The following is a 24,944-nucleotide window of genomic DNA, read 5'->3' as shown; positions in this document are numbered from 1 at the left end:
TAAACCACTAAAAAAAGAACACATAAACAACAAATACTGCGGATTCTTTGTATTAAGACTATATTAACCTTAAATTTTGGCAAAAGATTTTTCTCCCCTCTGCTACAGCTTCTAAGCAGGGGTAAAAGATTTAGATTCTTTTTGAATCAGTTTTCTACAAAAACTACTTTATAAAGGTTACCACAAAGGTTTCCCCGTTACCTACCAAGTAACGGGACAGGCATTATTGAAACTTAGTGTTTAATAATATATTATTAATGTAATTTTTAAGTAGTTATGAAAAGAAAATTTGTAAAAGTGATGTTCTTCGGGGCGTTAGCACTTTCTACCGTCACCTACGTAGGCTGTAAGGACTACGATGATGACATCAAAAACGTGCAGGAACAGATTGATGCCATCAACAAGAAAGGTGCTGATGTTACAACTGAAGCAATGACTGCTGCTATTAATAGCGCAGTAGCCGGATTGCAGACACAATTGGATGCTATCGCAAGTAAAGCAGACAAAACAGCACTTGATGAGCTCAAGAAAACAGTTACTGACCTGCAAGCTGCTTTAAATAACAAAGCAGATGCGATAAAACTTACAGAACTGCAGACCAAACTGGATGAGGCTATTGCTAAAGTAAACGCATCTATTGAGAGTAGTGTAGGAGCTGCAAAAACAGAATTGCAAGCTAAAATTGACAAACTGCAAGCCGATTTAGAAAAAGCTGATGCTGATGCTGCAGAAAAGATTGCAACGGAATTGGCTGCTGTTAAAACTGAATTGCAGGGACTGATCAATGCAAACGGTGAGAAAATTGCTGATCTGTATGAAAAGATCAAAGGTTTGGATGCTATCAAAACTAAAATTGAAGCTTTGGAAGAAGCTGACAAGAATTTCGTTACCATTTCTCAGTTGAATGATTATATGAATTCAGAGGCTGTGAAAGCGTATGTGGATGAAGCTCTTGTAGACTATCTGACATCTGCCGAAGTTACTGAACAGGTAAATGCTGTAAAGACATATGTTGACGGCACATTCAAGGCTGCTATTATGGCTGAGATTAAAGCTGAATACTTGAGTCTTGAAAAGTATAACGCAGATATGGAAGCTTTAATGGAAAAGATTGATACATATGTAGGCAAGGAAGATGCTGCATACAAGAAAATTTTTACTGATATTACAGCCCTTCAGACCTATCAACAACAAACAATTGAGGTACTCGTTGCATCTCTTGCTGAGAACAATACAATTGAAAATGCAAACAAAATTGTTGGTGCTTTGGAAGATATTACAACATTGCAAACTGAAATTGCAAAATGTGCGAAGACCACAGATTTGGATGCTTACGTAAAAGGTACAGAATTAGGTGGACTGATCGATACACATTTACAAGACAAATTTGCAGGTTATGATGGTGAAATTGCAGATATAAAGAAACGTCTGTTAGCACTTGAAATTGATGTTGACGGACTAAAATCAATGGTTCAAAGTGTAACATTCGTTCCATCAGATTCAGAAGGTAAAGTGTATTTCTCTTCTTATTATGTAGTGTCGGAAGGTGAAACGGAAAAGACTTTGATAGCTTCTAATAATACAGTGACTGTGAAATTCCGTGTTTCTCCGGTTTCTGCTGCTAAAAACTTCTTCGATAATTATACTGCATCATTCGATGCACAGGAGATTACTACACGTGCTGCTAATATTTTTGAAGGTGAAGGTAAGGTGGAAAATGCGGATGAAGGTATTATTTCGTTTGTTATATCTACTACTACCGAACAGAGTCATGCTGTTTGTTTAAATATCATAGCTAAAAATTCTGTTCCGGAGAATGCGGAAACTGCTATAAAAGGTACGGACTACTTTACGAATATCAACTCTAATTATTTCCCGGTAATCGTTACAACAAAAACAATTAGTGGTATTCAAGTAGAATCAACTAATAGCACAGTTAGTTCTATCTATTACAACAAAGAGGCATCTAAGATTGATTATAAAGCAGGCGTTGCTTTGAAAGCAAGATTTGTAGATGGTGGAAATGCTACTTTAGATCCGGAAAATGTAGATCTGTCTAATCTTGTTACAAGTTATGAGTTTGATAAAGACATGACTAATCCTGATGCTCCGGTTATCTTGGATGGCGATGGAAGTTACAAACTGGAAGATGGTGTATTGTCTTTAAAAAATTATGCAGCTGAATCTGCAGGTAAGGAAGCTACAGTTGTGGCTTATGTTGCTGTAAAAGATGGTGACAATACTTTGAAGGAATTCAAATCTACAGCTTATGCAAAAGTGACGGCAGCTAATTATACTGATGGTACAGTGAATCTGACACCTGTAGCTCCTACTGACGTTTTGTATGATGGAACAAAAGTAACTTCAACTAGTGCTTATGCGCTGACTGAATTGTATACTTCAGCTGGTTCGAAAGATATCTATGAGGCTATTCCTGTTGACAAATTTACTCCGACTGCTGATAAGGGAGTTACATTTGTTATTGGTGAAAAGAATGCTTTGACTATCAATGTTCCTAAAGGAACTGCAGCCGGTACATATTCTCCAACATTGAAAATTCAGGTAGATGCAGTGAAGGTTATCAATGTTTCAGCTAGCGTGAAGGTAAGCTATCAGGATATTAAAGTTGTAATTGATGGAAATATCGTTAGTGCAGGTGCAATGACATTGAAACCGACTTATCAGGGATCATATGAAAAACCGACAAGTGTTGGCTTCACTTTAGATTTGGCCACTCTTTACACTAACTATGCTACGCAGTTGGCTGCTGTTAAGAAAGTAGGCGGAGATATTACTCTTACTCTGAAAGATGCTGTGAAGGGCGCTTCTATCAATGGTACTACATTGACAGTAGACAAGACTTACAATGCACATGCAGATGATATTAACCCGATTGTAATTGTTGCCAAGACTGTATATGGCGAAGCTACATTAGACAATAGTACAGTAGAAACTAAAATTAATCTGACTGAGATCAGTGGAACATGGGCATTCACAATTAAATCAGCAGCATTTGGTAAAGATAATCTAAACAGCACATTGAATATTGCAAAAACAGCTTCTTGGACAGACTATAGAGGTAAAGTGATGTGGGCAGATGGTGCTGAAAAAGCTCAGGGTACTACTGAATGGGGAGCTAAACCACTTAGTGTATATGGTTTCACCGCACCTGTATTTAGTATAGCTACAGCTGATGCAGATAAAGCTAAATATGTAAATATCACAACTGATGGTAAGATTTCCCTGACCGATGCAGGTAAGAATCTGGCATCTGCAATTACTCTGAAAGTGAATGTAGCTGCTGTCTCTAACTGGGGTACAATCACTGACTTTGCAAGTAATAATGAAGTTACAGTTAAGATCGATTTGTCTCAAGACGCTGCGGATATTTAATTGTAAACTAGCAGAATTAAAATGGATACTAATTATTTTATTTACGTTTAAATGATGGTTAGCTAACATTTTATTTCTCCAATAATAATCAAAGGGTATCTCTGATTCCATAACGCCAGGAGATACCCTTCCTTTTCTTTCTTCACTACATGGTGAAGATTGCATGAGAGATAGCAGATAATAAGATTATGCTTGCGAAAGTATTTTTTGGTATATGTATCTCTCTATGATAAGAAGATACCTCCCTTATTTCCCACAGGTATTTTCTTTATAGTCTTAGCGTATCTGTCTTATTTTCCCGAGATTACTACTTTTAATGTAATCCCCTTATTCCCCACTAATAAGAAGATGCTTAAGAATGCAAAAGCCCGGGCTTGCGAAAGTCTGGGCTTTCGTATATTACTGTTTGCCTCTGTACGGCTTAATCTGCCGGAAATCCTTGTCATACAGCCCTACCAGTAAACTCTGTCCTTTATTATCTACTCTCAATCCACCATAAGCGGCACGATTATAGACAGAATCCTGTCCTTCTTCAAAAAAGAAGGATTCGGCACCGAGGAATAACCTGCCATTTATTGTTTTATATTTCAGGACGATCTCATTTTCATTTACTGGTTCAAGGGATTCCTGAAGACGTATTATTTCTCCGACGTGATTCTTGTCAAGCTTGAGCACAGCATAACCGCGTTTAGCTTTCTGTCTGTTTATCAACTCGGAATTTGCTTCTTTATAGTTAAGTCTCATATAATCTCCTTGCATCAGCGAACGGGGATCGACAGGAGCCAGTTGCAATAATACGAGTTGTCCCTCTTTCAGCGTCTGTTCTTTCTGATAAACAGACCAGTTAAAATATCCCAGAAGAAGAATTAAATTAGCGATAATCAGTATTCGGCTATATTTTTTCATGTCTTGTCTTTTTTTGAGTGAAAATATACCAGGCTATGAGCAATGCGATTCCCGTAAAGAACAAGGTGATCGATTTCGTCAGCAAGGTGATATCCAGATCATAGTAATATTTGGATATGGAATAGATGAAGAGGAGGAGCGCAACTGCGGACTCAGCTTTATAACCGTACTGAAAACATATCAGTATCAGCAGGATACTGCCCGATAGATAAGGGGCATGCAGACTGGGAAAGCAGATCAGGATACAAAGAAGATAGATGCACACCTGATGTACCGGACTCTTAACCTGCATCACCTGCACGATTTTATAAACCATCAGAAGGATACCCACCAACATGAAAACAGATATGATCCAGTCATTTGTGCTTTTTGTCAAGTAATTGACAGACAACCCGGCCAATGAAAGGACACAAGATACGAACAGACCGGAATGAATAGGTTTATATTTAGACAAATCCCCGTTCGTATAGCTGAGTATTTTTGTCTCAGATAGATTGACGAATAAGAAAATTGCTATAATAGGCACGGCAGCCACATTCAGCGGATTCAGTGAAGAGAATAAATTCGTTATCTCTCCGAACAGTGCCATATAGAATGAGATTACCGAAAGGAAGGTCAGGATGAACCCTTTGGATAACAGCATCGTTACTACACTGATCCCTATCAGTACAATAAAGAGGACATCCATGTTTCTATTCATTCCATAACCGGCTAATATACATCCGGCTATGTAGCATGTAATATTCATCGCATCCAGAAAAGGTTTGGTCAGGAGGCGATTGACAAATAAAGTAGTAATGATCAGGATACTTCCTGTAATCAGGCAGGATGTTTCGGATCGGAGAATGGAGGAAAGTACAAGAAATCCCAGAAAGAAGATAGCGGTCAGCACTCCTCCGATAATTGAAAGGACTTCGATTGTCAGGTTACTCTTCTGTGCCATACCATTGTTTTTTTAGGTGAAGGATTGCATAAATCAATAAAGTGGTACCGGTGATAACAATAATTCCTGAGAGGAGGAATATGTTGACGTCCCTAAGGTTACTGTGACAGATAAACAGGGATAGTAAAATCATCAGTATGGCAAAAGGAATGGCGGAAAGATAGAATAAATTCCTTTGTCTCCATCCGAACCATAACCCTGCCGAGAACAGCAGAACGGTACTTGCGAGCGGAATGGATACGATTGTATCCTTTTCGCAGATTACTGCCATCATAAGATAAGTCACATGCACAATGGTCGCCAGAGAAAGCAGGCTGACAAACCAACGGTTTTGTCGGCTGAGGGTACCTTTGATACTCATCCATTCTGTGACGACCGTTGCCGAAGCGCAAATCCAGGTTACTGCATTGGTCAGTAAAGTGACTGCCCATTGGTTATCCGGCACTATTTGCATAGCGTATAGCCATATGGTAGTACAGAGCAGTCCGATAAACGTCAGCCAGAGCGGAGTGAAACGGATGGCGAATGCCCAAAGGATGGTGAACAGTGTCCAGCCCAGAAATAAGTCATACGCATCAGCGCCTGTCTGATAGATTTGTCCGAATACGGCAAAGAGTGTACCCACAAGGAATGTGGCTCCGGTGAGGATTATCTGTTTGATAAGTATATTCCATCGGGTAAATACTGTTAGCAGAACAGATGCAACAAGCAATGTTTGTACGATTCCCAGTTTGGCGAATTTGGGAAGATCTTCCCAGTTATAGGCGAAGAAAAAGATAATTCCTGCTACCGTAAAACCAACGCCTGCTGCTAACAGAAAAATAGAAAGAAATTGTTTCCATTGTTTTTTATCGGCATACATCGGTTGCCTGAATAGGAGTGAAGAGTCCGGTTTTTCCATGTACTTTTCTTTTTTGATGATTACAAACATAAGAAAATAAAATGATTATCTTTCGGTTGGATATATAAAAAAGGCAGAATCTGATTCATTGTTAGTCTGTAATGAGATCAGATTATACCTTTCTGAAGATAATCATCTTGTCTGTGTGCAAGGATAAATATCGTTGAAGAAGGAACTGTCAGAAGACTTCCCGTATATGTTTATAATTCGAATTAATAGTATCGATCACTTCCTGTGAGCGTCCGTTAATCAACAGTTTATACATGGACTGGGCGAAGCCTACCATCTGCCCCAACTCTATCTTAGGAGGCATGGCAAGAGCGTTCGGATCGGTCATGATATTTACCAGTACCGGACCATCCAGTTCGAATGCATTTAATAAAGTAGTCAGTACTTCTTCCGGATTGCTGACATTGAAGCCTGTCATTCCCATTGCTTCGGCTACTTGCGCGAAGTCCGGATTCAGCATATTTGTCTGCCAGTCCGGCAGGCCGTCTACTTCCATTTCCAGTTTTACCATTCCCAGGGAGCGGTTATTGAAGACAATGATCTTAATCGGTAACTTGTATTGGACAACGGTTTCCAGATCTCCTAAAGTCATCGACAGACCTCCGTCACCACAGAGCGCCACTACCTGACGGTCGGGGTAGGCAAGCGCTGCCCCGATGGCCTGTGGCAAAGCATTCGCCATAGAACCATGATTGAAAGAACCCAGCATATGCCGTTTTCCCGTAGCTTGCAGATAACGTGCACCCCATACACAAGTCATTCCGGTATCTACGGTGAATATTGCATCGTCCGACGCCAGTTTATCAATCTCGGACATCACATATTCCGGATGGATTTTTTTTATATCTCCTTTCATTAGTGTCCCATTAAAATTGGGACGAATTAAAAATTAAATAAACTTGGCCCATTTGGTCCGAATCGTTCTTTGTCATTTTGAAATTTAGTTTTATCAAAGAGGTCTCTCAGATGAGTCTTATCAGTCAATGAGATGCTCAGTATTTGTAACACTTCATATGTACTTCTGTCCAGTTGCATATCGTGTTGAATGATTGCCACCAAACAGTAAGCGCATATAGCAGCATATATCTGTATTCGAACAGCATTCTCTGTAGTTCCCCAAAATCTTTTGATTTTAAGGTGCTGCTTGAGCCATTTGAAAAACAGCTCTACCTGCCAGCGATTTTTATAAAGTTCAGCAACTTGAAGCGCAGATATATGCATCGCATTGGTTATGAATGTAAATTCTCGTTCTTGTTCTTCATCCCAATATTTAACCAGTCTAAGTGGCTTTGGGTAATATTGTTTAGGATAGAATCCTGTCAGAAGTACACTTGCGTCTGAAAGCACATTCTTAGGCAGTCTACGTTTCCATTGGATGGATTTGTATTGAAGATTCTTTTTTGCTCTGACAACAAAGTAGGCTTCAATTTGATGAATTTTATACAGCATTTTGAAGTTGTTATAACCGCGGTCAAAGATGTAATAAGAGCTTGGTTCATAAGGAATTTCAATCATAACTTTAGAATCGTGTACGGATGCTTCCGTGATATGAAAGAATGCAGGAATCTGTGTTTCCACATCATATAATGTATGCACTTTGATACCACCTTTCTTTTTGCGGAATTTTGCCCACCAAAAGACTGAAAGGCACAGGTCAATAGTTGTCGAATCGAAAGCATAAACGTTACCGCCAAGTTTGAAAATATGATTAGCACACTTTTGTCGTGCTTCGCTAACCAGGTAGTAAGCATATTCTTCAAAGATGTGATAGTCTCTATCTTGATTTGCTCTTGCCAGCGATGACTTTGATACATTTTTACCCATTCCTAAATGATAACATTTGGAATGATGAGCTTCAAGAGCAACTATCAAATCTCGCAGACTTTCACGATTAGAAAGTTGACCAAACATCAAAGCAAGTAGTTGATTCCAGCAGGTGAAGTGCTTCACATATTTATCACCATCATACTTGGTGACTATGCGGTTAAACTTACTTCGATTCAGAAATGAAGCCAATTGAGCGAAAACGTATTTGTCTTGGAACATATGCCATCGGATTAATCTGATGCAAAGCTACAAATTCAAGTCCGTTCGCTCGGAAAATCGCTGTAACTAACTAAATTTCAAATATTTCAAAGAACTCTTTTAGATTTTAATGGGACAGCAATGATCTCCTTTATTTTCCGTATAGGCTGCCAGGTCTTTCTTTACTCCTTCATATCTTTTCAGTTGTTTCAGCAGGAAAGTATCATCAGTCTTGGGGTCCAGCATACGCAATAATGCCTGAATAGTCATTCTTACATCTCCGCAAAGTCCGATATCCACTTTGGCACGGCGTCCGAGCCGTTCGGGTTTGATATCTATCTGTGCTATCTTGATGTCATCGGGCAGGAAAGCGGAATAAGGAAAGTCTGTGCCGAGCATAAGAAGTACTTCGGCTTCGTGCATGCTGTAATAGCCGGAAGGCATTCCCAACAGTCCGGTCATTCCGACTTCATAAGGATTTTCATATTGTACTTCCATTTTTCCTTTGAAAGTATATACCACAGGAGCATTCAGCTTCTCCGAAAGCGCGATCACTTCCTCGTGTGCTCCCCGACAGCCGATGCCGCAGAAAAGAGTAATGCGTTTATGGTTGTTCAGCAACTCTGCCAATTGTATCAAGTCTTCTTCCGCCGGACAGACTTCTGGCGGAGCCGGATAATTCTTTACCGAAGAATCGACGGAAACGGAAGATGCTTTGGCCAGGTCTCCCGGTAAGCCTACAACGGCTACTCCTTTTCGGGTGATGGCTGTCTGAATGGCTGATTGAAGCATACGCGGGAATTGTCCCGGAGTAGTTGCCACTTCATTATAGTAGCTGCAATCGTTAAAGAGTTTTATAGTATTGGTCTCCTGAAAATATTCAGTCCCGAATTCTCCGCTGGGGATGGTGGAAGCGATGGCGATGACCGGTGCGCCTGAGCGTTGTGCATCATATAGTCCATTGATGAGGTGAACATGCCCCGGGCCGCTACTGCCTGCGCAGCATCCTATCCGTCCGGTCAGTTGCGCTTCGGCTGCTGCGGCATAGGCTCCGGTTTCTTCATGCCGTACATGTATCCATTGTATCTTATTGTTCTTTCTGACAGCTTCGTTTACTTCATTTAAACTATCGCCCGTCACGGCATAGATGCGCTCTACGCCCGATTCAACTAATGTATCGATCAGTTGTTCTGCTATTTTTTTTGCCATATTTCTAATAGGTTTAGGATTGATTCTTAATGTAATAACAGATGTATGCCAAGAAAAGTTCTGTTTTAACATATGCTAATAAGTCCGTTGTGTCGGTACACATCGCAGGTTTTATGTTAAAAATAATTTTGTAACAACTTTTTAGCATCGGGGAGGGAACAATTGTGATATCCATTTGTTATCTTTATAGGCGAAATCTTAACCTAATGTTTTTAACCTCTTAATAGCTGTAGAAAATGGATAGAAAGCAAATCGGTGTGTATGCTGGTAAAGTCTGGCAACTGCTGAGCAACAATGAGAAATGGGGCTATGGTACCTTAAAGAGAAAGTCCGGGTTGAAGGATAAAGAATTGGGTGCCGCTCTGGGCTGGTTATCGAAAGAGAATAAGATAGAGTTCGATCAGTGTGATGAGGAACTTTATGTATATCTCTGCGTAAATGTTTATATTGGATGAAAGAATGTCTGATGTTTTAATGAGAACAGATTAAATCCCCGAAGTTACATCTTTGTAGATGAGGCTTCGGGGATTTTGGTTTTTTATTCTTTCTCTTTCTTCTGTATTTTCATCTCGATGAGGAAAGCTGTCAGCAGCCCTGCACCACCGAAAAGAAGTACGCATGCGCCATACACGACACTTGCCTGACGTTCCACGTCCCAGTTTCTGGAAGCGGTGTATCCCGGAAATGAGTTGATGCAGATAAAGAAGGCGACCAGTAGACCTAATCCTATTCCAAGCATCAGCAGACCGCTTTTTAAAGAACCGAAGGTAAATCGGGAGCGGGAGTAATTAAGGTTGAGGGATAAGTTACTGTTGATTTCTCCTGTGTTGACTCTGTCAGCCAGCTTTTCAATCATGGCTATCCGCTCTTTCTTGCATACAAAAAGTTCAAATAATTTGTAGATTCCTAATGTAATAGTACCTACGACCAAGGGAATGGTGATAAAATCCATCATAATTATACTGTTTTTAAGTGAATATTTTCGTTCTTTGTATCGTTTGACGCAGTGGACGGAAAAAGGTTACACTGAAAAGCGGATAATTTATAATCCTGTATTTTTTCTTTCCCGGATTGTAACCTTTTGTATCGGGCAGCGTCTAAAGAGTCAAGATGGAACAGAAAGACGAATCATACTATATCGAACGCATACTGGATGGAGAGACGGAATACTTTTCCGTATTTCTTGACCGCTACAGTCGTCCGTTGTATACGTTGGTAGTGCAGATCGTCGGTTGTCCCGAAGATGCGGAGGAACTACTTCAGGATATTTTTCTGAAAGCTTTCCGCAACTTGAATCGTTATAAAGGCGAGTGCCGTTTTTCTACATGGATTTATCGCATCGCTTACAATGCCGCTATCTCGGCTACCCGGAAAAAGAAACAGGAGTTTCTTTATATAGAAGAGAATACGATTAATAATGTACCCGATGAGATGGCGGACAATGTGCTTGCTCCGGCAGAAACCGAAGAACAACTGGAGCGTTTGGAGATGGCGATAGATCAGTTGAGCGGAGAAGAGAAAGCATTGATTACTTTGTTTTATTATGAAGAAAAGTCAATGGAAGAGATCGGTGAGGTGCTGAAACTTTCGATCAGTAATGTGAAAGTACGGCTTCATCGTACCCGGAAAAAGATTTGTGTATTGATGAATAATAAATAGAAGAGAGGATATGGAAGAGGAAAGAAAGATAAACGAGAATACGGGCAATATGCTGAAACAAGCATTGGAACGGAGGCAAACGGAACGACTGTCTTCCAATTTTTCGTATCGGATGATGGAGCGTGTTCATCAGGAGGCTGAGAAGCAGACGAAGCGGAAAACGAGAATCGGTTGGGCAGCTTTGCTGATATCGGCTTTGGCGTTGGTAGGGCTGGGTGTCTATGTGCTGACTTTCTATCTGGAATTTAACTTTGCCGATGTGATGCCGCAAATGAATGTCCGGCAGGATTCTTCTTTGTTTGCATTTTATGTCTATATCGCACTTCTTGCATTGGTCTTGCTCGGATTAGATTATTGGCTGCGCAAGAAGTATATCTGGAAATAATTCTGTTACTTTGCATGACAATTAAAACAATGCGAAGAAACAAGAAGAAACAATGAGAAGTTTTGCCTCTGATAATAATTCCGGTGTGCATCCGTTGGTGATGGAAGCATTGAGCCGGGCAAACGCAGATCATGCGTTGGGTTATGGTGATGATCGATGGACGGAAGAAGCCGTAGCCAAGATAAAAGAAACCTTTACACAGGACTGTGTCCCTTTGTTTGTATTCAATGGCACGGGCAGCAATGTGGTGGCTTTGCAAGTAATGACGCGTCCGTATCATTCAATCTTCTGTGCAGAAACTGCCCATATTTATGTAGACGAGTGCGGCTCTCCCGTGAAAATGACAGGTTGTCAGATTCGGCCGATTGCCACAACCGATGGTAAGTTGACTCCCGAACTGATGCAGCCTTATCTGCACGGTTTCGGCGACCAGCATCATTCGCAACCCCGTGCGCTTTACATCTCTCAATGCACCGAACTCGGAACGATTTATACACCCGAAGAACTGAAACGTCTGACTGACTTTGCCCATCTGAACGGTATGTATGTCCACATGGACGGAGCAAGGATTGCCAATGCCTGTGCCGCTCTTCATCTTTCGCTCAAAGAACTGACTGTAGACTGTGGAATTGACATCCTTAGTTTCGGCGGAACAAAAAACGGACTGATGATGGGGGAATGTGTGATTATATTTAATAAGGACCTGCAACGGGAAGCCCGTTTTGTCCGGAAACAATCTGCCCAACTGGCTTCCAAGATGCGTTACCTTTCCTGTCAGTTTACTACCTACTTGACGGATGACCTGTGGCTGAAGAATGCCGCTCATGCCAATGCGATGGCAGGCAAGCTCTATCGGGCACTTAAGGAACTGCCCGAAGTCACCTTTACCCAAAAGCCGGAGAGCAACCAGTTATTTCTGACCATGCCCCGTCCGACTATCGACCGGATGCTGGAATCTTATTTCTTTTATTTCTGGAATGAGGCGAATCACGAAATCCGCCTGGTGACTTCTTTTGACACAACGGAAGAGGATGTAAATCAATTTATTCGACTTTTGAGACGTTAAAGGAGAAGAATGGAACAACAAAAGCGTCTATAATACTGTTGTAATAGGAAGTTTGGGGCTAACTTTGTCCCCGTAATATTGCTTCTTGTTATGATGGATGCTAGACGAAACGGACTTGTATTATTGGCGCTATTGTTGTTGACACAAACCACTATAAGTGCGCAGACTGATTCTATGGGCAAAGATGTGCCGATAGATTCTGTCTCTGTGGCAACCTCAGACTCGCTTCAGACAAAGCGCGGTTTTTTCAAGAAGTTTCTTGATTATTTTAATGACGCCAATAAGGAAAAGAAAAATAAAAAGTTCGATTTCAGTGTGATTGGCGGTCCTCATTATTCCAGTGATACTAAATTCGGTCTTGGATTGGTGGCGGCGGGGCTGTATCGTACAGATCGCAATGATTCGATCCTTCCCCCTTCGAATGTTTCTCTTTATGGAGATGTCTCTACTGTTGGTTTTTATCTGTTGGGAGTAAGAGGCAATCACCTGTTTCCGCAAGAGAAATACCGGTTGAATTATAATCTTTATTTTTATTCTTTCCCCAGTCTTTATTGGGGAAGGGGATATGATAATGGGGCGAACTCTGATAATGAAAGCGACTACAAACGCTTTCAGGCACAAGTGAAAGTCGACTTCATGTTTCGTGTAGCGAAAAGTTTCTATATCGGACCGATGGCTGTATTCGATTATATAGACGGGCGCGACTTTGAGAAACCGGAACTCTGGGAAGGAATGTCGGCACGCACTACAAATACGAGTCTCGGCCTTTCCCTTCTTTATGACTCCCGTGATTTTCTGACCAATGCCTATCAGGGATATTACTTGCGGATAGACCAACGGTTTAGTCCGGCTTTTCTCGGTAATAAATATGCGTTTAGCAGTACGGAACTGACAACCAGCTATTACCATCCGGTATGGAAAGGCGGAGTCCTTGCAGGACAGTTTCACACTTTACTGAACTATGGCAATCCTCCGTGGGGATTGATGGCAACCCTCGGAAGTTCTTACTCAATGCGTGGTTATTATGAAGGGCGTTATCGTGATAAGTGTGCGATGGATGCACAGATAGAACTCCGTCAGCATATATGGAAACGAAACGGAGTGGCTGTATGGGCAGGAGCGGGAACTGTATTTCCGCGCTTCTCCGACTTTACGCCGAAGCATATCCTTCCCAATTATGGTTTCGGCTATCGCTGGGAATTTAAGAAGAGAGTAAATGTACGTTTGGATTTAGGGTTTGGCAAGCACCAGACCGGATTTATATTTAATATCAATGAAGCTTTTTAAGAACATAAAGAAATGGTTTGAAAATCAGGAACACTTGTTTTACCTGTTCCTGATCATCCTGATAATGCCCAACATCGTTCTGGGTTTCACAGAACCCTTACCGTTGATGGCGAAGGTAAGCAATGTCTTGTTGCCTTTAGCCTGTTACTATCTGCTGATGACTTTGTCCCGCAACTGTGGCAAGATGCTATGGATTTTGTTCATCTTCCTGTTTTTCGGCGCCTTTCAGATTGTGCTGCTTTATCTGTTCGGACAGTCCATCATCGCTGTAGATATGTTTCTAAATCTGGTAACCACCAATTCGAGTGAAGCGATGGAGTTGCTGGACAACTTATTGCCGGCCATAGTCACCGTAGTCATACTTTACATTCCTGCCCTGATATTGGGCATGATTTCAATTATCCGCAAGCGCCGGCTTTCTGTGGCATTTATTCGCAGAGAACGGAAGAGAGCGTTCATCCTGCTTGGAATCTCTCTTCTCGCCCTGGGCGGAGCTTACTGGGAAGACTCCCGCTATGAACTGAAATCCGATCTTTATCCTCTCAATGTATGCTATAATGTGGGACTTGCTTTTCAACGGACGGCATTGACGCAAAATTACCATCATACCTCGAAAGATTTTACTTTCCATGCCCAAGCCACTCATCCGGTGGACAAGCGTGAAGTGTATGTAATGGTAGTGGGAGAGACTTCCCGCGCATTGAACTGGCAACTCTACGGATATGAGCGGGAGACGAATCCGCTTCTGTCCCGTCAACCGGGAATTGTTGCTTTCTCCAAAGTCCTGACGGAGTCGAATACCACCCATAAAAGCGTACCCATGCTGATGTCCGATATTACAGCCTGTAACTTCGACTCCATTTACCATCAAAAAGGAATCATCACGGCCTTTAAGGAGGCAGGTTATCAGACAGCCTTTTTCTCCAACCAGCGCTATAATCATTCCTTTATCGATTTCTTCGGAAAGGAAGCCGATACATTCGATTTTATAAAAGAAGATTCGCTGGATTCCGCCTACAATCCTTCTGATGATGAACTGCTGGCATTAGTAGCGAAAGAATTATCCAAGGGAAATCAGAAACAGTTTATCGTACTTCACACATACGGCTCACATTTCAATTATCGTGAACGTTATCCGTCGGAAGACGCTTTCTTTCTGCCCGATTATCCGGTAGAAGCGGAAGTGAAGTACCGTGATAACCTGGTGAATGCTTACGATAACACCATCCGCTATACAGATAGCTTTCTGTCACGTCTGATTCATATGCTCGAAGAACAGCATGTGGATGCTGCAATGCTCTACACCTCCGATCATGGAGAGGATATTTTTGACGATTCCCGTCATCTGTTCCTTCATGCTTCTCCGGTTCCTTCTTACTATCAGCTTCATGTTCCGTTTCTGATATGGATGTCCGACACCTATCGGGAAGCTTATCCCGAACATTGGCAAACCGTGACCAAGAATAAGGATAAGGACCTATCTTCCAGCCGTTCATTCTTTCCTACCATGCTGGAACTGGGGGGAGTGCAAACTTCTTACCGCAACGATTCCTCATCTGTAGTCAGCCCTCTTTACACCATGAAGCCGAGAGTATATCTGAATGATCATAACGAACCACGCCCCTTGGATGATCTGGGAATGAAACAGCCTGACTTCCAGAAATGTCAAGTATTAGGTATTAAGTATTAGGTAATAGGTAATAAGTAATAGGTAATAAGTAATACACCGTAGCCGTACAGGCAAGGCTATACGAAGCTACGATTATTACCTATTACTTATTACCTATTACTTATTCATTAATCCTTGTTAATTCTTATATCCAAAAGCATGATTGGCGTGTTATTTGCGATATAAAAGTATGAACGATTAAATTCATAAAACATGGCTTATATAGATTATTATAAGATTCTTGGAGTTGACAAAAGTGCTTCTCAGGATGATATAAAGAAGGCTTTTCGTAAGTTGGCCCGGAAGTATCATCCTGACCTGAACCCTAATGACCCAAGTGCGAAGGACAAGTTTCAGGAAATCAATGAAGCCAATGAAGTACTGAGTGACCCTGAGAAGCGTAAGAAGTATGACGAGTATGGGGAGCATTGGAAACATGCCGATGAGTTTGAAGCTCAGAAAAAAGCGCGGCAGCAAGCCGGTGGCTTTGGCGGTGCCGGAGGCTTCGGCGGATTCGGTGGTGGCGGTCAGGGATTCTCTGATGGTGACGGAACGTATTGGTATTCGTCCGACGGTGGCAAAGGATTCTCCGGAGGTAATGCCGGTGGTTTCTCCGATTTCTTCGAATCGATGTTCGGGCATCGGGGCAGAGGACAAAGCTCTGCCGGATTCCGTGGACAGGACTTTAATGCGGAGCTTCATCTTTCACTGCGTGATGCTGCTCAGACGCATAAACAGATATTGACTGTCAATGGTAAACAAGTACGTATTACGATTCCCGCAGGCGTGGCCGACGGGCAGGTGATTAAACTGAAAGGTTACGGAGCTGAAGGTGTGAACGGAGGTCCGGCCGGTGACTTGTATATCACTTTCGTCATTGCCGAAGACCCTGTATTCAAGCGCTTGGGCGATGACTTGTACGTAGACGTGGAAGTAGACCTTTATACTGCTGTATTGGGTGGTGATAAAGTCGTTGACACGCTGGACGGTAAAGTGAAACTGAAGATCAAACCGGAGACTCAGAACGGTACGAAAGTACGTCTGAAAGGCAAGGGATTCCCGGTCTATAAGAAAGAAGGACAATTCGGTGACTTGATTGTTACCTATTCCGTCAAGATTCCGACGAATCTGACAGAAGCGCAGAAGGAGTTGTTCCGTCAATTACAGAGTATGAACTAAAATGAATGAGCACTATGCAGACCGAATTAATTATTGTCAGTGAATACTGTCAGAAGTGTCATATTGAACCTTCATTCATTGAGATGCTGGAAGAAGGTGGTTTGATTAATGTACGTACCGAAGCCGGAAAGCATTATCTGCTTGTCTCCGAACTTCCGAACGTGGAACGTTATAGCCGGATGTACTATGACTTATCCATCAATATGGAAGGCATTGACGCCATTCATCATATGCTGGAAAGAATGGACGATATGAGGCGTGAAATTACTTCCCTCCGCAAGCAACTTCTGTTGTTTCGGGAAAGGGAAATAGAAGAAGCGGACTGGTGAAAAAACGAAGCCTCTGTTTGGTGCAAACGAAGGCTCTATTTATAGCAAACAGAGGCTCTGATCTACGTGAACAGAGCCTCTGTTTTATTCGGGCGGTACAGTACAAAGAAAACTATCCGATGTACGTGCAGATTTCTTCCAGATAGCGTGCGTCCGTTTCATCAAAGCTGTCCGGTGTATCGCTGTCTATATCCAGCACTCCGATGACGTTTCCTTCTTTTATAATAGGTACTACTATCTCCGATTTGGAATCGGAACTGCAGGCTATGTGACCGGGAAACTGCTCTACATCAGGAACAATCAGCGTCTGCGCTTCCTTCCATGCCGTGCCGCAGACTCCTCTGCCGAAACGAATGCGTGTACAGGCGATGGGACCTTGAAACGGTGCCAATACGAGTTCGTTGCCTTCCACCAGATAAAAGCCGACCCAGAAAAAGTGGAAAGTCTGCTTCAGTGCGGCGGCAATATTTGCCAGATTGGCGATACGATTCGTTTCCGAGCTTACCAATGCTTGTAGCTGTGGAAGCAGTTCACGATATTTCTCTTCTTTATTACCAGTGTGGATCAGTAAATTTTCTGCCATCTCTGTTTCTATTTGATTTGGTTTAGAATACTCGGGTCTTTTATTTTATCATCCTCTGCGAAGAAGATGATTTTCGTCAGTATCTCCGCTGTTTTCGGGTCTTCATCCACAAAAGGCAGGAACAGTCGTCCGCGACTTTGCGAGTGTACCGGAAGAACGGCTATTTGTGCACCGCCTTCTTTATGGATAACACCGCTGCCCAAATGAATGTTGTATTTGCCCAGCTTACCTTCGATGTATGCAAAGTTCCCTTTCACCCTGACGTTGCTGAAGTGGAACAGGGGCAGGGTGAGTTCTACCAATGCACGGCGCATCTCGATGGTGGAATGGCTGGTTTCCGGATCGACACTTCCGGCGTGAGCCACACTGACGGCGAGGTCTACATCCCTCATCACTTCGGAGAAGACAACAGGTGGAATCTCTGAAATCTTCATCGGCTTATAATCCTTGCGATTATGGAAGCAGACAAATTCCAGCGTGGGAGCTTCGATGTCGGCAGGAGAGAACCAGTCCGCCATCGCATAAATCGTGGCAATAATATTCTCTTTATAGTATATCTTCTGAAGTCCGTCTTCGTAATCGGCTACCCAGCGGCGTCCTTTCAGTACGGCAACCGTTTTCTGCGGTTGAATCTGATTTCCGGCATAACGGCGGGATTGCGTAGCGCTTTCCTCTTCCGTTGTCGGGATGTACAATTCTCGGAATACCTGCTTGAAAGGCTGGCGGATGGCTTTGTCAAACAGGAACTTCTGATAAGCATGCCAGTTGCCGCTCGCATACAGGTCTGTAGGATGGGCGATACGTAGTTCATCTTTCGAAGTGAGCGGAAGACAGATGCCGTCTGCCGTTATCAATAGTCCGTCGGTGTAGAAGCCTGTTCTGCCGTTGCTGGTAAAGACCAGGTTTCTCAGTAGCGGCCAGATAACCGGATTCTTCATCAGCTTGCGCAGTTCGTTTTCCTTAAAACGGGTACAGTCCTCCATTGCCTGTTCGAGCATGACGCGGGAACGGGCGTGCTGGTCTTTCAGTATTTTGTGTACCGCTTTCAGCTCTTCCACGTATGGGTGCTTTTTCAGTTTGGGAGGCAGGCTGTTCAGCTCTTTTCCGGCTCTTACTTGTTTGATTTCCGGTTTGCCCTCATTGTTGACTTGCACATAGACTTCCACGCCTTCTATTTCTTTGGGGGTCAGGTAAGGAGTGATCTCCTTGATCAGTTCCGTTTCCATGCTCCATGTCAGACGGGTGACGTCTCCGTAACCGGAGTTGCGTGCCAGGTTTTGCAGGGCGATGGCGACGGCTTTCTTTTCACTTTCCTGTCTCTGTGCACCAAATTCCTTGCTTTCTTTCAGGAACTTTTGCAAGAACTGATAGCGTTCGAGTAATTCCTTGTCGGCCTTCCGGCCCAGCGGGATAAGGCCGTAGCTCATCAGTAAGTCTTTATTTCGCTTCGCTATGATTTCTTTCTTCGCGTCTGCCGCTTTGGTCTTGCCGTTGACGGCATCGGCAAATTTACGGGCGCGGGTATGGGTGTTGCTTAATGAAATATATTTGGCTGCATTGTACACTACTTCAAAGCGTTCCTTGCCGATGGCTTTGTAGGCTTCCTTGAACCAGTCGATGTCAAAAGCACCTTCCTGAAGGTCTTCTATGGCAATCGGGGTATATCGGGCGATGATCGCTTTCTTCTTGTCGTCGAAACACTCGCTGGTATGGGCATGGAAGTAGTAAGCGGCGCTTTCCAGTCCTTTCCATCCGGTCGCTTTTTCGGTGAGTTCCAGCCATTGCGGGGCGAACATGGCAGCTTCCACCAGTCGTATATGGCTGATGTCGGCCTGACTGGCGAGGCTTTTGAGTGTATCGCTGTCGTCGTCCGGAGACGGGTAGCAGGCATGGAGCAGGCTGCTCAATACTCCCCGTTTGGTGTTGCGCCAGTTGTAACTGTCACGTATGAAGGTGTCTTTGCCGAACGCTTGCAGGATACGGATCAGTGTTTCTGCTCCGTAGACGCGGTGAAGCTCTTCCGCCAGACGGGTGACCTGAGTCTCGGAATCTCCCCGCTGCAATTCTATTTCCAGAATTCGGTTCACTACTTTCTGGGTCAGTGAATGGAAGAGGGAGTGGTTGCGCTCGTCCAGTGCCGAAGTGATATCTTTGATGCGTGTGGGCGAGTTGACACGTCCCATCAGTTCCCGGTATATTTCTTCGGTAGGAATCAGTCCCAGCATCCATGCGTGGGCAAAGTCCATGCTTTGCAGGTAGACATCCGTTTCTTCCAGTTCGGGCGTATGCTCCATATAGTTGGTGAGCTTGTAGAGCTGGTACCGTACGGTGAAATAACGGGTGAAGAGAGCGTCATTGATGGGATGCTGAGGCGCATCGAGCCAGAATCGTACGAACTTGTTGTTGTGTATCGGGTAAACGATCTCCCTTGCTCCATATTCCTGCTTGTCTCTGAGCCATGTATGCTTATTGGTGTATTGACGGAAGATATTCTTCGTATTGAGCAGAGGAAGCAACTGCAAAAGCATATTGACGGAGAACTGCTGATAAGTTGCCTCGTTTCTGTATTCATGTGCCAGTCCGTCGATAATATCTTCTATCTGCCTGTAATAGGTCAGCTTGCGGAGCGACTTTTGCAGCCCGCGGTAAGTGAAGCCTGCATACATCTTATTGATAAGCGGTTCGAACGTGTTGAGCGATTGGATGGCGGCTTCCTTGTCTTCCTGTTCTTCTTCGTCAAATTCATCGTCTTCGTCCTCTTCTATTTCGTTGGGTGCTCCGGTAGAGGCCAGCATGAACTTCATCATCAGCAATTTGTCGTAACTGCCGATTTCCTGTTGATAGAAATTCAGCCAGAGTTCCGGAAGTCCGAGTTCGCTCAGTCCGTCGTAGTGCTTGTACCAGTTCAGTAAGACACTGTTGCCCACCAGACGTACTTCACCGTATTTATCCGTGAACTCGTCTTCTTTATGCTTTTCGATGTATTTGTTCAGCTTGTCGAAGATCGCTTTGGCTTTTCCTAAACGAATAAACTCAAATGCTTTCTTCACATTGAATCCGGCATCGGGAGTAATCGGAGGCAGGCTGACTTCAAGCGCCGGATCGTATAGCCCGAAGCCATTCTCTCGGGTATAGTTACTTGTCGGGCTCTGTTCCGTACCGTCTCCGATCAGCGATTCGATCAGAATCTTTTCTTTGGCGTTCGGCTTCTGAATCTCTCTGACGGTGGACAGGAGTTTCTGATAACTGTCTTTCAGGAAATCGACGTTGCGGATGCTCTTCATCATATCCAGTCCGGCAAGGCGGCGCTCGGCATTCTTGTCGCTCAGCAATCGGCGGATACTGGCTGCCAGCTGTGCTTCCGGCTGTTTCATCAGCAGATTGATGGCATTGATACGCATCTCGCTATATTTGAAACGGAGCAGTTCTTCTATATGCTGATACTGTTCGGGGGACAGGGACATTTCGGACAATACTTTGTATGCTTCATCCCGTATGTCTGCCGAACGGTCTCCGAGTGATTGCAGCACATATTCCTGCTCCACCTTGCTTTCGGTACGGGCCAGGACGATTCCGATATAGCTGGCACGGTTGTAAGATTCGAGCGCGGGAAGATACGTGCAAAGTTCCTCTCTCAGCCGGATATCGTTGGTCATCCATGCGATGTACGCCATTTTGAGGACTACATCCGAACGGGTGAGCACCACACAATCCCACGGGAATACATAAGACGAATAGACTTCCTTGGCGGAAATAGACTGGTAGACTTGTTTCAGATATCCGTAGTGACGGACCGCCTCTTCCGGCGTTTCAAAATAATCGCTGAGTGTGGGAGCTTCCTTGTTATCGCTGTATCGGCTTAGATAAAGCCCGTCCATATAAAGAGGAAGGATAGCCGCCACCACTTTCGGATCGTCGTGCCACACTTCGAATGCGTCTTTGCTGATCAGATGATTCATCTGAGACGATTGCGTGCAGCGCAGGAAGTACAGTAACGTCTGTATCTGATGCTTGGCTCCCTTTCGGATGATGTCCGGTACGATGGCTCTGATCTCGTCCGTATCATAGAATCCGATGCTCCACAAAGCCAGATAAAGTTCGACTGTATCCTTGCTTTGCAGGGTATTGCGGGCTGTTTCGGGATGATTCAGGAAATTCCAGATCAGTTCGACATACTTGTTGGTAATCCGTTCGCTGCTGTCCTGTTCGCCGATTCCGGTGCATACGGCGATGCTTCGCTTGACGGAGGCAAAACGTTGCAGTCCGTTGTTGTAGATGATGGAGAACAGGTAGAGGTAACTTTCGGGACATCCTTCGTCCATCGTTTCCACGATGGCTTGGCGCAGTCCTTCTTGTAGCTTGGCTGCCAGCAGCAGTTTGCCTTCCAGTTCCAACAGCGGGCGGTGTCCGCTGATGGCGATGGCGTGGAGATACCAGCGTTGCAGGCGGTGGACATTGTTTTCGCTGGTCAGTACCTGATTCAGGTATTCGATTACTTTTTCGTTACCTTGCGCTATTTGTGCGGCCAGCCAGTAGGAAGAGTTCATATAGCCGCTGAATTCTTCTGTATCTTCGGGTGTATTTCCTCCTTTTAAGATCGCTTCCACTGAAAATCCGGTAGCGCGTAACTTTAAAAACTGTAGCCATGCGTCTCTGGCATGGTCCAGATGATTGGACGGATGGGCGGAACGCTGGGCGCGCCGGTCGTATCCGATGGTATGCGGACAGCGTGCTTCGAGTTGCAGATAAGTATGGAACAGTCCGGCGAATTCGTCGCCCAACATATAGCGGAACAGCGTGTTAAGTCTGCCATCCATCAGATTGGCAATGCTTTCGATGTTTTCTTCCCGGATGATCTCCTCCAGACGAGGTTCCAGTATCTCACTGAATATACCATACCGTCCTCCCATGTCCAAATCCTCCATGAATAGGTCGAACAGGGTAAGCGTTTCCGGCTCCAGGCTTGATTTTTCCTTTAGTAAACTCTCCAAATAGGGGTTTAGCAGCTTGTTCAATTTGTCGTTGTAAGTAATTCTCATGACTTTAAGCTTTTAGAGTTTATATTGCAGTTACCAAAGTCTTCCTGACAGCATTGCCAGCCGGATAAAGGTAAGTGTAGATTCTTCTTTCAGTTGGACGGAGGAGGATAATTCTCCGAGTTCCGCATCGTCCAGAAAGATGCGGAAGATTCCGTCTTCATACGATTGCAAAGCATTGATGATGGCTTCGGTTTCCACAGCCGGTCTGCCGTTATAGTTTGCTTCGAAGCCTACTTTGCCGGCGGCGGCCTTGTCCTCCATCTCTTCACAGGTGAGGTATTTCAGCATTTCACTTTGTTGCAGCCGTTCGTTGTACTCCTTTACTTGCCAGCAGACGACCGCTTCAATCAGTTCCTGCACACTGGCAGGAGGAGTGGGGAAATCGATCGGCATCTTTTCGATGCTGCATTTCCTTTTTCCTACTTGCTTGACTTGGATATATGCTTTCATACTTACTTTTATTTTTCGATTTGAATACTGGACGTGATTGCGTCCAGATCAGCCTGAGCCTTTTCGTCCGCAACCAGCATGACGATGGCAAAGACTCTTCTCTTATTCTCCTGAAAGTACAATAATACGGTTTGTTGCATTTCTTCTCCTTTTTCGTCGGGGTGGCCGATCCGCAAAGGATTGGTCGTCTTCGTCATAGGCAGACCGTTGATGTTGACTTTGCTCTGCTTGTAATCCTCCGAGGGCTTTCCTTCCTCATTTCGGGGGAGGGTGAGGAGCAGCTTCTTCATACGTTCGAACTCATCCTGCGTATCATAGCTGTTGCTGGTCACGGTCAGCTGACTGCCGCCATTGACGAGTTTCAGCAGGGGAGGCTCCGAATCGGGAGTCGGCGCTTTCGTGCCGGTTATCTTGTACCAGTTGGTAGGATACTGGCAACTGAACTTTGATACAGCATCATAGCATGAAAGCCACGTATCCTCATCCGACATGGGAGTATACGGGAACTGTTCGGAAGTGGAAGATTTCCGGGGACTGCCGGTCACCGGGCGGCTGGCGCTTTTTTTCTGTTCTTCTTCCTGTTCCTTATAATAGGCTTCTACAAGTCCGCTTTTCCATTCGTTACGTATTTCCTGATACGTCGAGGGGATATTGCGGCAGAGTGCAAGGAAGCTGAACAGGAAGACACTGAAGATGATCAGTTCTCCGATGATGGAAACCGTTCTTCCGGCTTCGGGCTTCTTCATCCGTTCGCCGAATACATAGATGAATCCCAAAAGGAATCCGCTGAGTAAACCGCCGATGTGTGCGGCATTGTCTACTCCGGCCCGTATGCCGTAGATGAGATTGTAGCCTACGAAGATAAGAATACTGGTCAGCAAAGCCTTCCGCTGCGACCTCTCGATGCGGTGGAACAGCAGGAAAGCCAGAAAGATACCGTAGAGTCCGAAGATCGATCCGGAAGCTCCGGTACTGATCGTTTCCGCATGCATATAGAGGCTGAAGACAGCCGAACAGAGTCCTGTCAGCAGATAAGAGACGAACATACGACGCGTACCTATCAGATGTTCCAGCCAGATACCTATATATATAAAGGCGTACATATTCATCAGCAGATGGAAAGCGCCGATATGCACAAAGTTGCAGGTCACGGCACGCCACCAGTCACCGGTCAGGGTGAGCGGACCGAAGTCGGCGCCCCAGTTCAGCAAGGCCAGTGTGGAAGGTTCCAGAATTCCCGCTCCGGTAGCTGCCATCAGTATGAAGACAAGGATATTGATGTCTATCAGAACCGGTGTCGCGATGAATCCTTTCCGGGGGATAAAGAAATGGATGAAAGACGACTCTTTTTCGCTTTCTGCCTGAAGCCTCCGTTCTTCTTCCGTCAGCGGGCGGGTGAGTTCTTCTTCCAGTTCGTTGGCTTTTTGTGCCAGTTCCTCCGGTGTCAGAGCAGATTTAATCTCTTCCATCGTTTCCTGTAGTTTTTGGATATTCTTGCGATTTTTGCCATAATCTACCAGTTGTACGGAGGCGCATTGACTGCGGACGGATATTTCACCGCTGTTTCCTTCTTCGATGGTGAAAGTCACTTCTTCTCCTTGGGAACGCATACCCATTGGAACATAAAATATGACTTCACGAAGAGCGATTCCTTCGATATTCCATTCAAGTTTCTGAGACGCTTCGAGTGCCAGTATCAGAATTTGTGTATTTGATAAATCTGCAAAATGTAGCTTATCCTCGTGTAAAGGTCTGAGTCTAAACGCCATATTTCTCTCTTTTATTAAGTCGTAGATTGATATTACTCTCTTTTTGTACAAAAGTACAGAATAATAATGAAATAGAGGGTAAATGGGAGGGGGATATTTATGCGGACAACGAGAATACTAATACTTTGAGATTTAGTAAGTTC

Annotated in this window: 18 protein-coding genes and 2 pseudogenes; 9 read left to right on the top strand and 11 right to left on the bottom strand. The window is 44.1% G+C overall.

The window, feature by feature from the left end; all coding sequences use genetic code 11:
• Positions 1–276 precede the first annotated feature (276 nt).
• Positions 277–3,393 carry a hypothetical protein gene (locus BT_RS09250; RefSeq protein ID WP_011108009.1) on the top strand — a complete coding sequence of 1,039 codons (3,117 nt, stop codon included), beginning with the start codon at positions 277–279 and terminating at the stop codon, positions 3,391–3,393.
• Positions 3,394–3,792: 399 nt separating this feature from the next.
• On the opposite strand, the gene BT_RS09245 is transcribed toward BT_RS09250, so the two are convergent.
• The 6 genes and pseudogenes from BT_RS09245 to BT_RS09220 all read right to left on the bottom strand — a co-directional run.
• On the bottom strand, positions 3,793–4,299 hold the full coding sequence (locus tag BT_RS09245; RefSeq protein ID WP_008763232.1) for a GDYXXLXY domain-containing protein: 507 nt from the start codon (positions 4,297–4,299) through the stop codon (positions 3,793–3,795).
• Entirely contained in the window at positions 4,286–5,242 is a 957-nt protein-coding gene (locus BT_RS09240; RefSeq protein ID WP_011108008.1) for a DUF4401 domain-containing protein, read from the bottom strand. Before BT_RS09240 ends, BT_RS09245 begins: the two co-directional genes overlap by 14 nt.
• The gene (locus tag BT_RS09235; protein ID WP_011108007.1) at positions 5,226–6,143 is read right to left on the bottom strand and encodes a DUF2157 domain-containing protein; all 918 of its coding nucleotides are present in this window, start codon (positions 6,141–6,143) and stop codon (positions 5,226–5,228) included. The genes BT_RS09240 and BT_RS09235 overlap by 17 nt, the downstream gene beginning before the upstream one ends.
• A 178-nt stretch (positions 6,144–6,321) precedes the next feature.
• Positions 6,322–7,005, bottom strand: a pseudogene (locus BT_RS09230) (thiamine pyrophosphate-dependent enzyme); the annotation flags it as partial.
• A 29-nt stretch (positions 7,006–7,034) separates the two neighbouring features.
• Entirely contained in the window at positions 7,035–8,198 is a 1,164-nt protein-coding gene (locus BT_RS09225; RefSeq protein WP_011108005.1) for an IS4 family transposase, read from the bottom strand.
• A gap of 123 nt (positions 8,199–8,321) precedes the next feature.
• A pseudogene (locus BT_RS09220) lies at positions 8,322–9,386 on the bottom strand (thiamine pyrophosphate-binding protein); the annotation flags it as partial.
• Between the two features lie 236 nt (positions 9,387–9,622).
• On the opposite strand from BT_RS09220, the gene BT_RS09215 reads away from it, so the two are divergent.
• Positions 9,623–9,841, top strand: a complete 219-nt coding sequence (locus BT_RS09215) for a winged helix-turn-helix domain-containing protein (RefSeq protein WP_011108003.1) — start codon at positions 9,623–9,625, stop codon at positions 9,839–9,841.
• An 83-nt stretch (positions 9,842–9,924) separates the two neighbouring features.
• Here BT_RS09215 and BT_RS09210 read toward each other — a convergent pair whose 3' ends face one another.
• On the bottom strand, positions 9,925–10,341 hold the full coding sequence (locus BT_RS09210; RefSeq protein WP_011108002.1) for a DUF6249 domain-containing protein: 417 nt from the start codon (positions 10,339–10,341) through the stop codon (positions 9,925–9,927).
• A gap of 155 nt (positions 10,342–10,496) precedes the next feature.
• Here BT_RS09210 and BT_RS09205 point away from each other — a divergent pair, with 155 nt between their 5' ends.
• The 7 genes from BT_RS09205 (at position 10,497) to BT_RS09175 (ending at position 16,960) form a co-directional block, all read left to right on the top strand.
• Positions 10,497–11,045 (top strand): RNA polymerase sigma factor, encoded by a 549-nt coding sequence (locus tag BT_RS09205; protein WP_008767733.1) that lies wholly within the window; start codon positions 10,497–10,499, stop codon positions 11,043–11,045.
• Between the two features lie 10 nt (positions 11,046–11,055).
• Positions 11,056–11,430: a hypothetical protein gene (locus BT_RS09200; protein WP_008767734.1), complete on the top strand. Its 375-nt coding sequence runs from the start codon at positions 11,056–11,058 to the stop codon at positions 11,428–11,430.
• A 52-nt stretch (positions 11,431–11,482) separates the two neighbouring features.
• The gene (locus BT_RS09195) at positions 11,483–12,496 is read left to right on the top strand and encodes a threonine aldolase family protein (protein ID WP_011108001.1); all 1,014 of its coding nucleotides are present in this window, start codon (positions 11,483–11,485) and stop codon (positions 12,494–12,496) included.
• Between the two features lie 90 nt (positions 12,497–12,586).
• Entirely contained in the window at positions 12,587–13,783 is a 1,197-nt protein-coding gene (locus tag BT_RS09190) for a BamA/TamA family outer membrane protein (RefSeq protein ID WP_011108000.1), read from the top strand.
• Entirely contained in the window at positions 13,770–15,473 is a 1,704-nt protein-coding gene (locus BT_RS09185; protein WP_011107999.1) for a lipid A phosphoethanolamine transferase, read from the top strand. Before BT_RS09190 ends, BT_RS09185 begins: the two co-directional genes overlap by 14 nt.
• Before the next feature lie 192 nt (positions 15,474–15,665).
• Complete coding sequence (locus tag BT_RS09180) at positions 15,666–16,631, top strand: DnaJ C-terminal domain-containing protein (protein WP_011107998.1); 966 nt, start codon at positions 15,666–15,668, stop codon at positions 16,629–16,631.
• A 14-nt stretch (positions 16,632–16,645) separates the two neighbouring features.
• On the top strand, positions 16,646–16,960 hold the full coding sequence (locus BT_RS09175) for a chaperone modulator CbpM (protein WP_008767738.1): 315 nt from the start codon (positions 16,646–16,648) through the stop codon (positions 16,958–16,960).
• A gap of 112 nt (positions 16,961–17,072) precedes the next feature.
• Here the strand turns inward: BT_RS09175 and BT_RS09170 are convergent, their stop codons facing one another.
• The 4 genes from BT_RS09170 to BT_RS09155 are packed head-to-tail and all read right to left on the bottom strand — an operon-like array spanning position 17,073 to position 24,801.
• Positions 17,073–17,543: a GAF domain-containing protein gene (locus tag BT_RS09170; RefSeq protein ID WP_011107997.1), complete on the bottom strand. Its 471-nt coding sequence runs from the start codon at positions 17,541–17,543 to the stop codon at positions 17,073–17,075.
• 8 nt (positions 17,544–17,551) lie between these two features.
• Positions 17,552–22,582: a DUF4132 domain-containing protein gene (locus tag BT_RS09165; protein ID WP_011107996.1), complete on the bottom strand. Its 5,031-nt coding sequence runs from the start codon at positions 22,580–22,582 to the stop codon at positions 17,552–17,554.
• Positions 22,583–22,612: 30 nt separating this feature from the next.
• Positions 22,613–23,032, bottom strand: coding sequence for a hypothetical protein (locus tag BT_RS09160; RefSeq protein ID WP_011107995.1), 420 nt, complete (start codon positions 23,030–23,032; stop codon positions 22,613–22,615).
• An 8-nt stretch (positions 23,033–23,040) separates the two neighbouring features.
• Entirely contained in the window at positions 23,041–24,801 is a 1,761-nt protein-coding gene (locus BT_RS09155; RefSeq protein WP_011107994.1) for a rhomboid family intramembrane serine protease, read from the bottom strand.
• Positions 24,802–24,944 lie beyond the last annotated feature (143 nt).

This window comes from Bacteroides thetaiotaomicron VPI-5482, assembly GCF_000011065.1.
In the GTDB taxonomy this organism is placed as follows: Bacteria; Bacteroidota; Bacteroidia; order Bacteroidales; family Bacteroidaceae; genus Bacteroides; species Bacteroides thetaiotaomicron.
The sequence above is the reverse complement of the archived record's forward strand: the minus strand, read 5'-3'. Positions and strand labels throughout refer to the sequence as shown.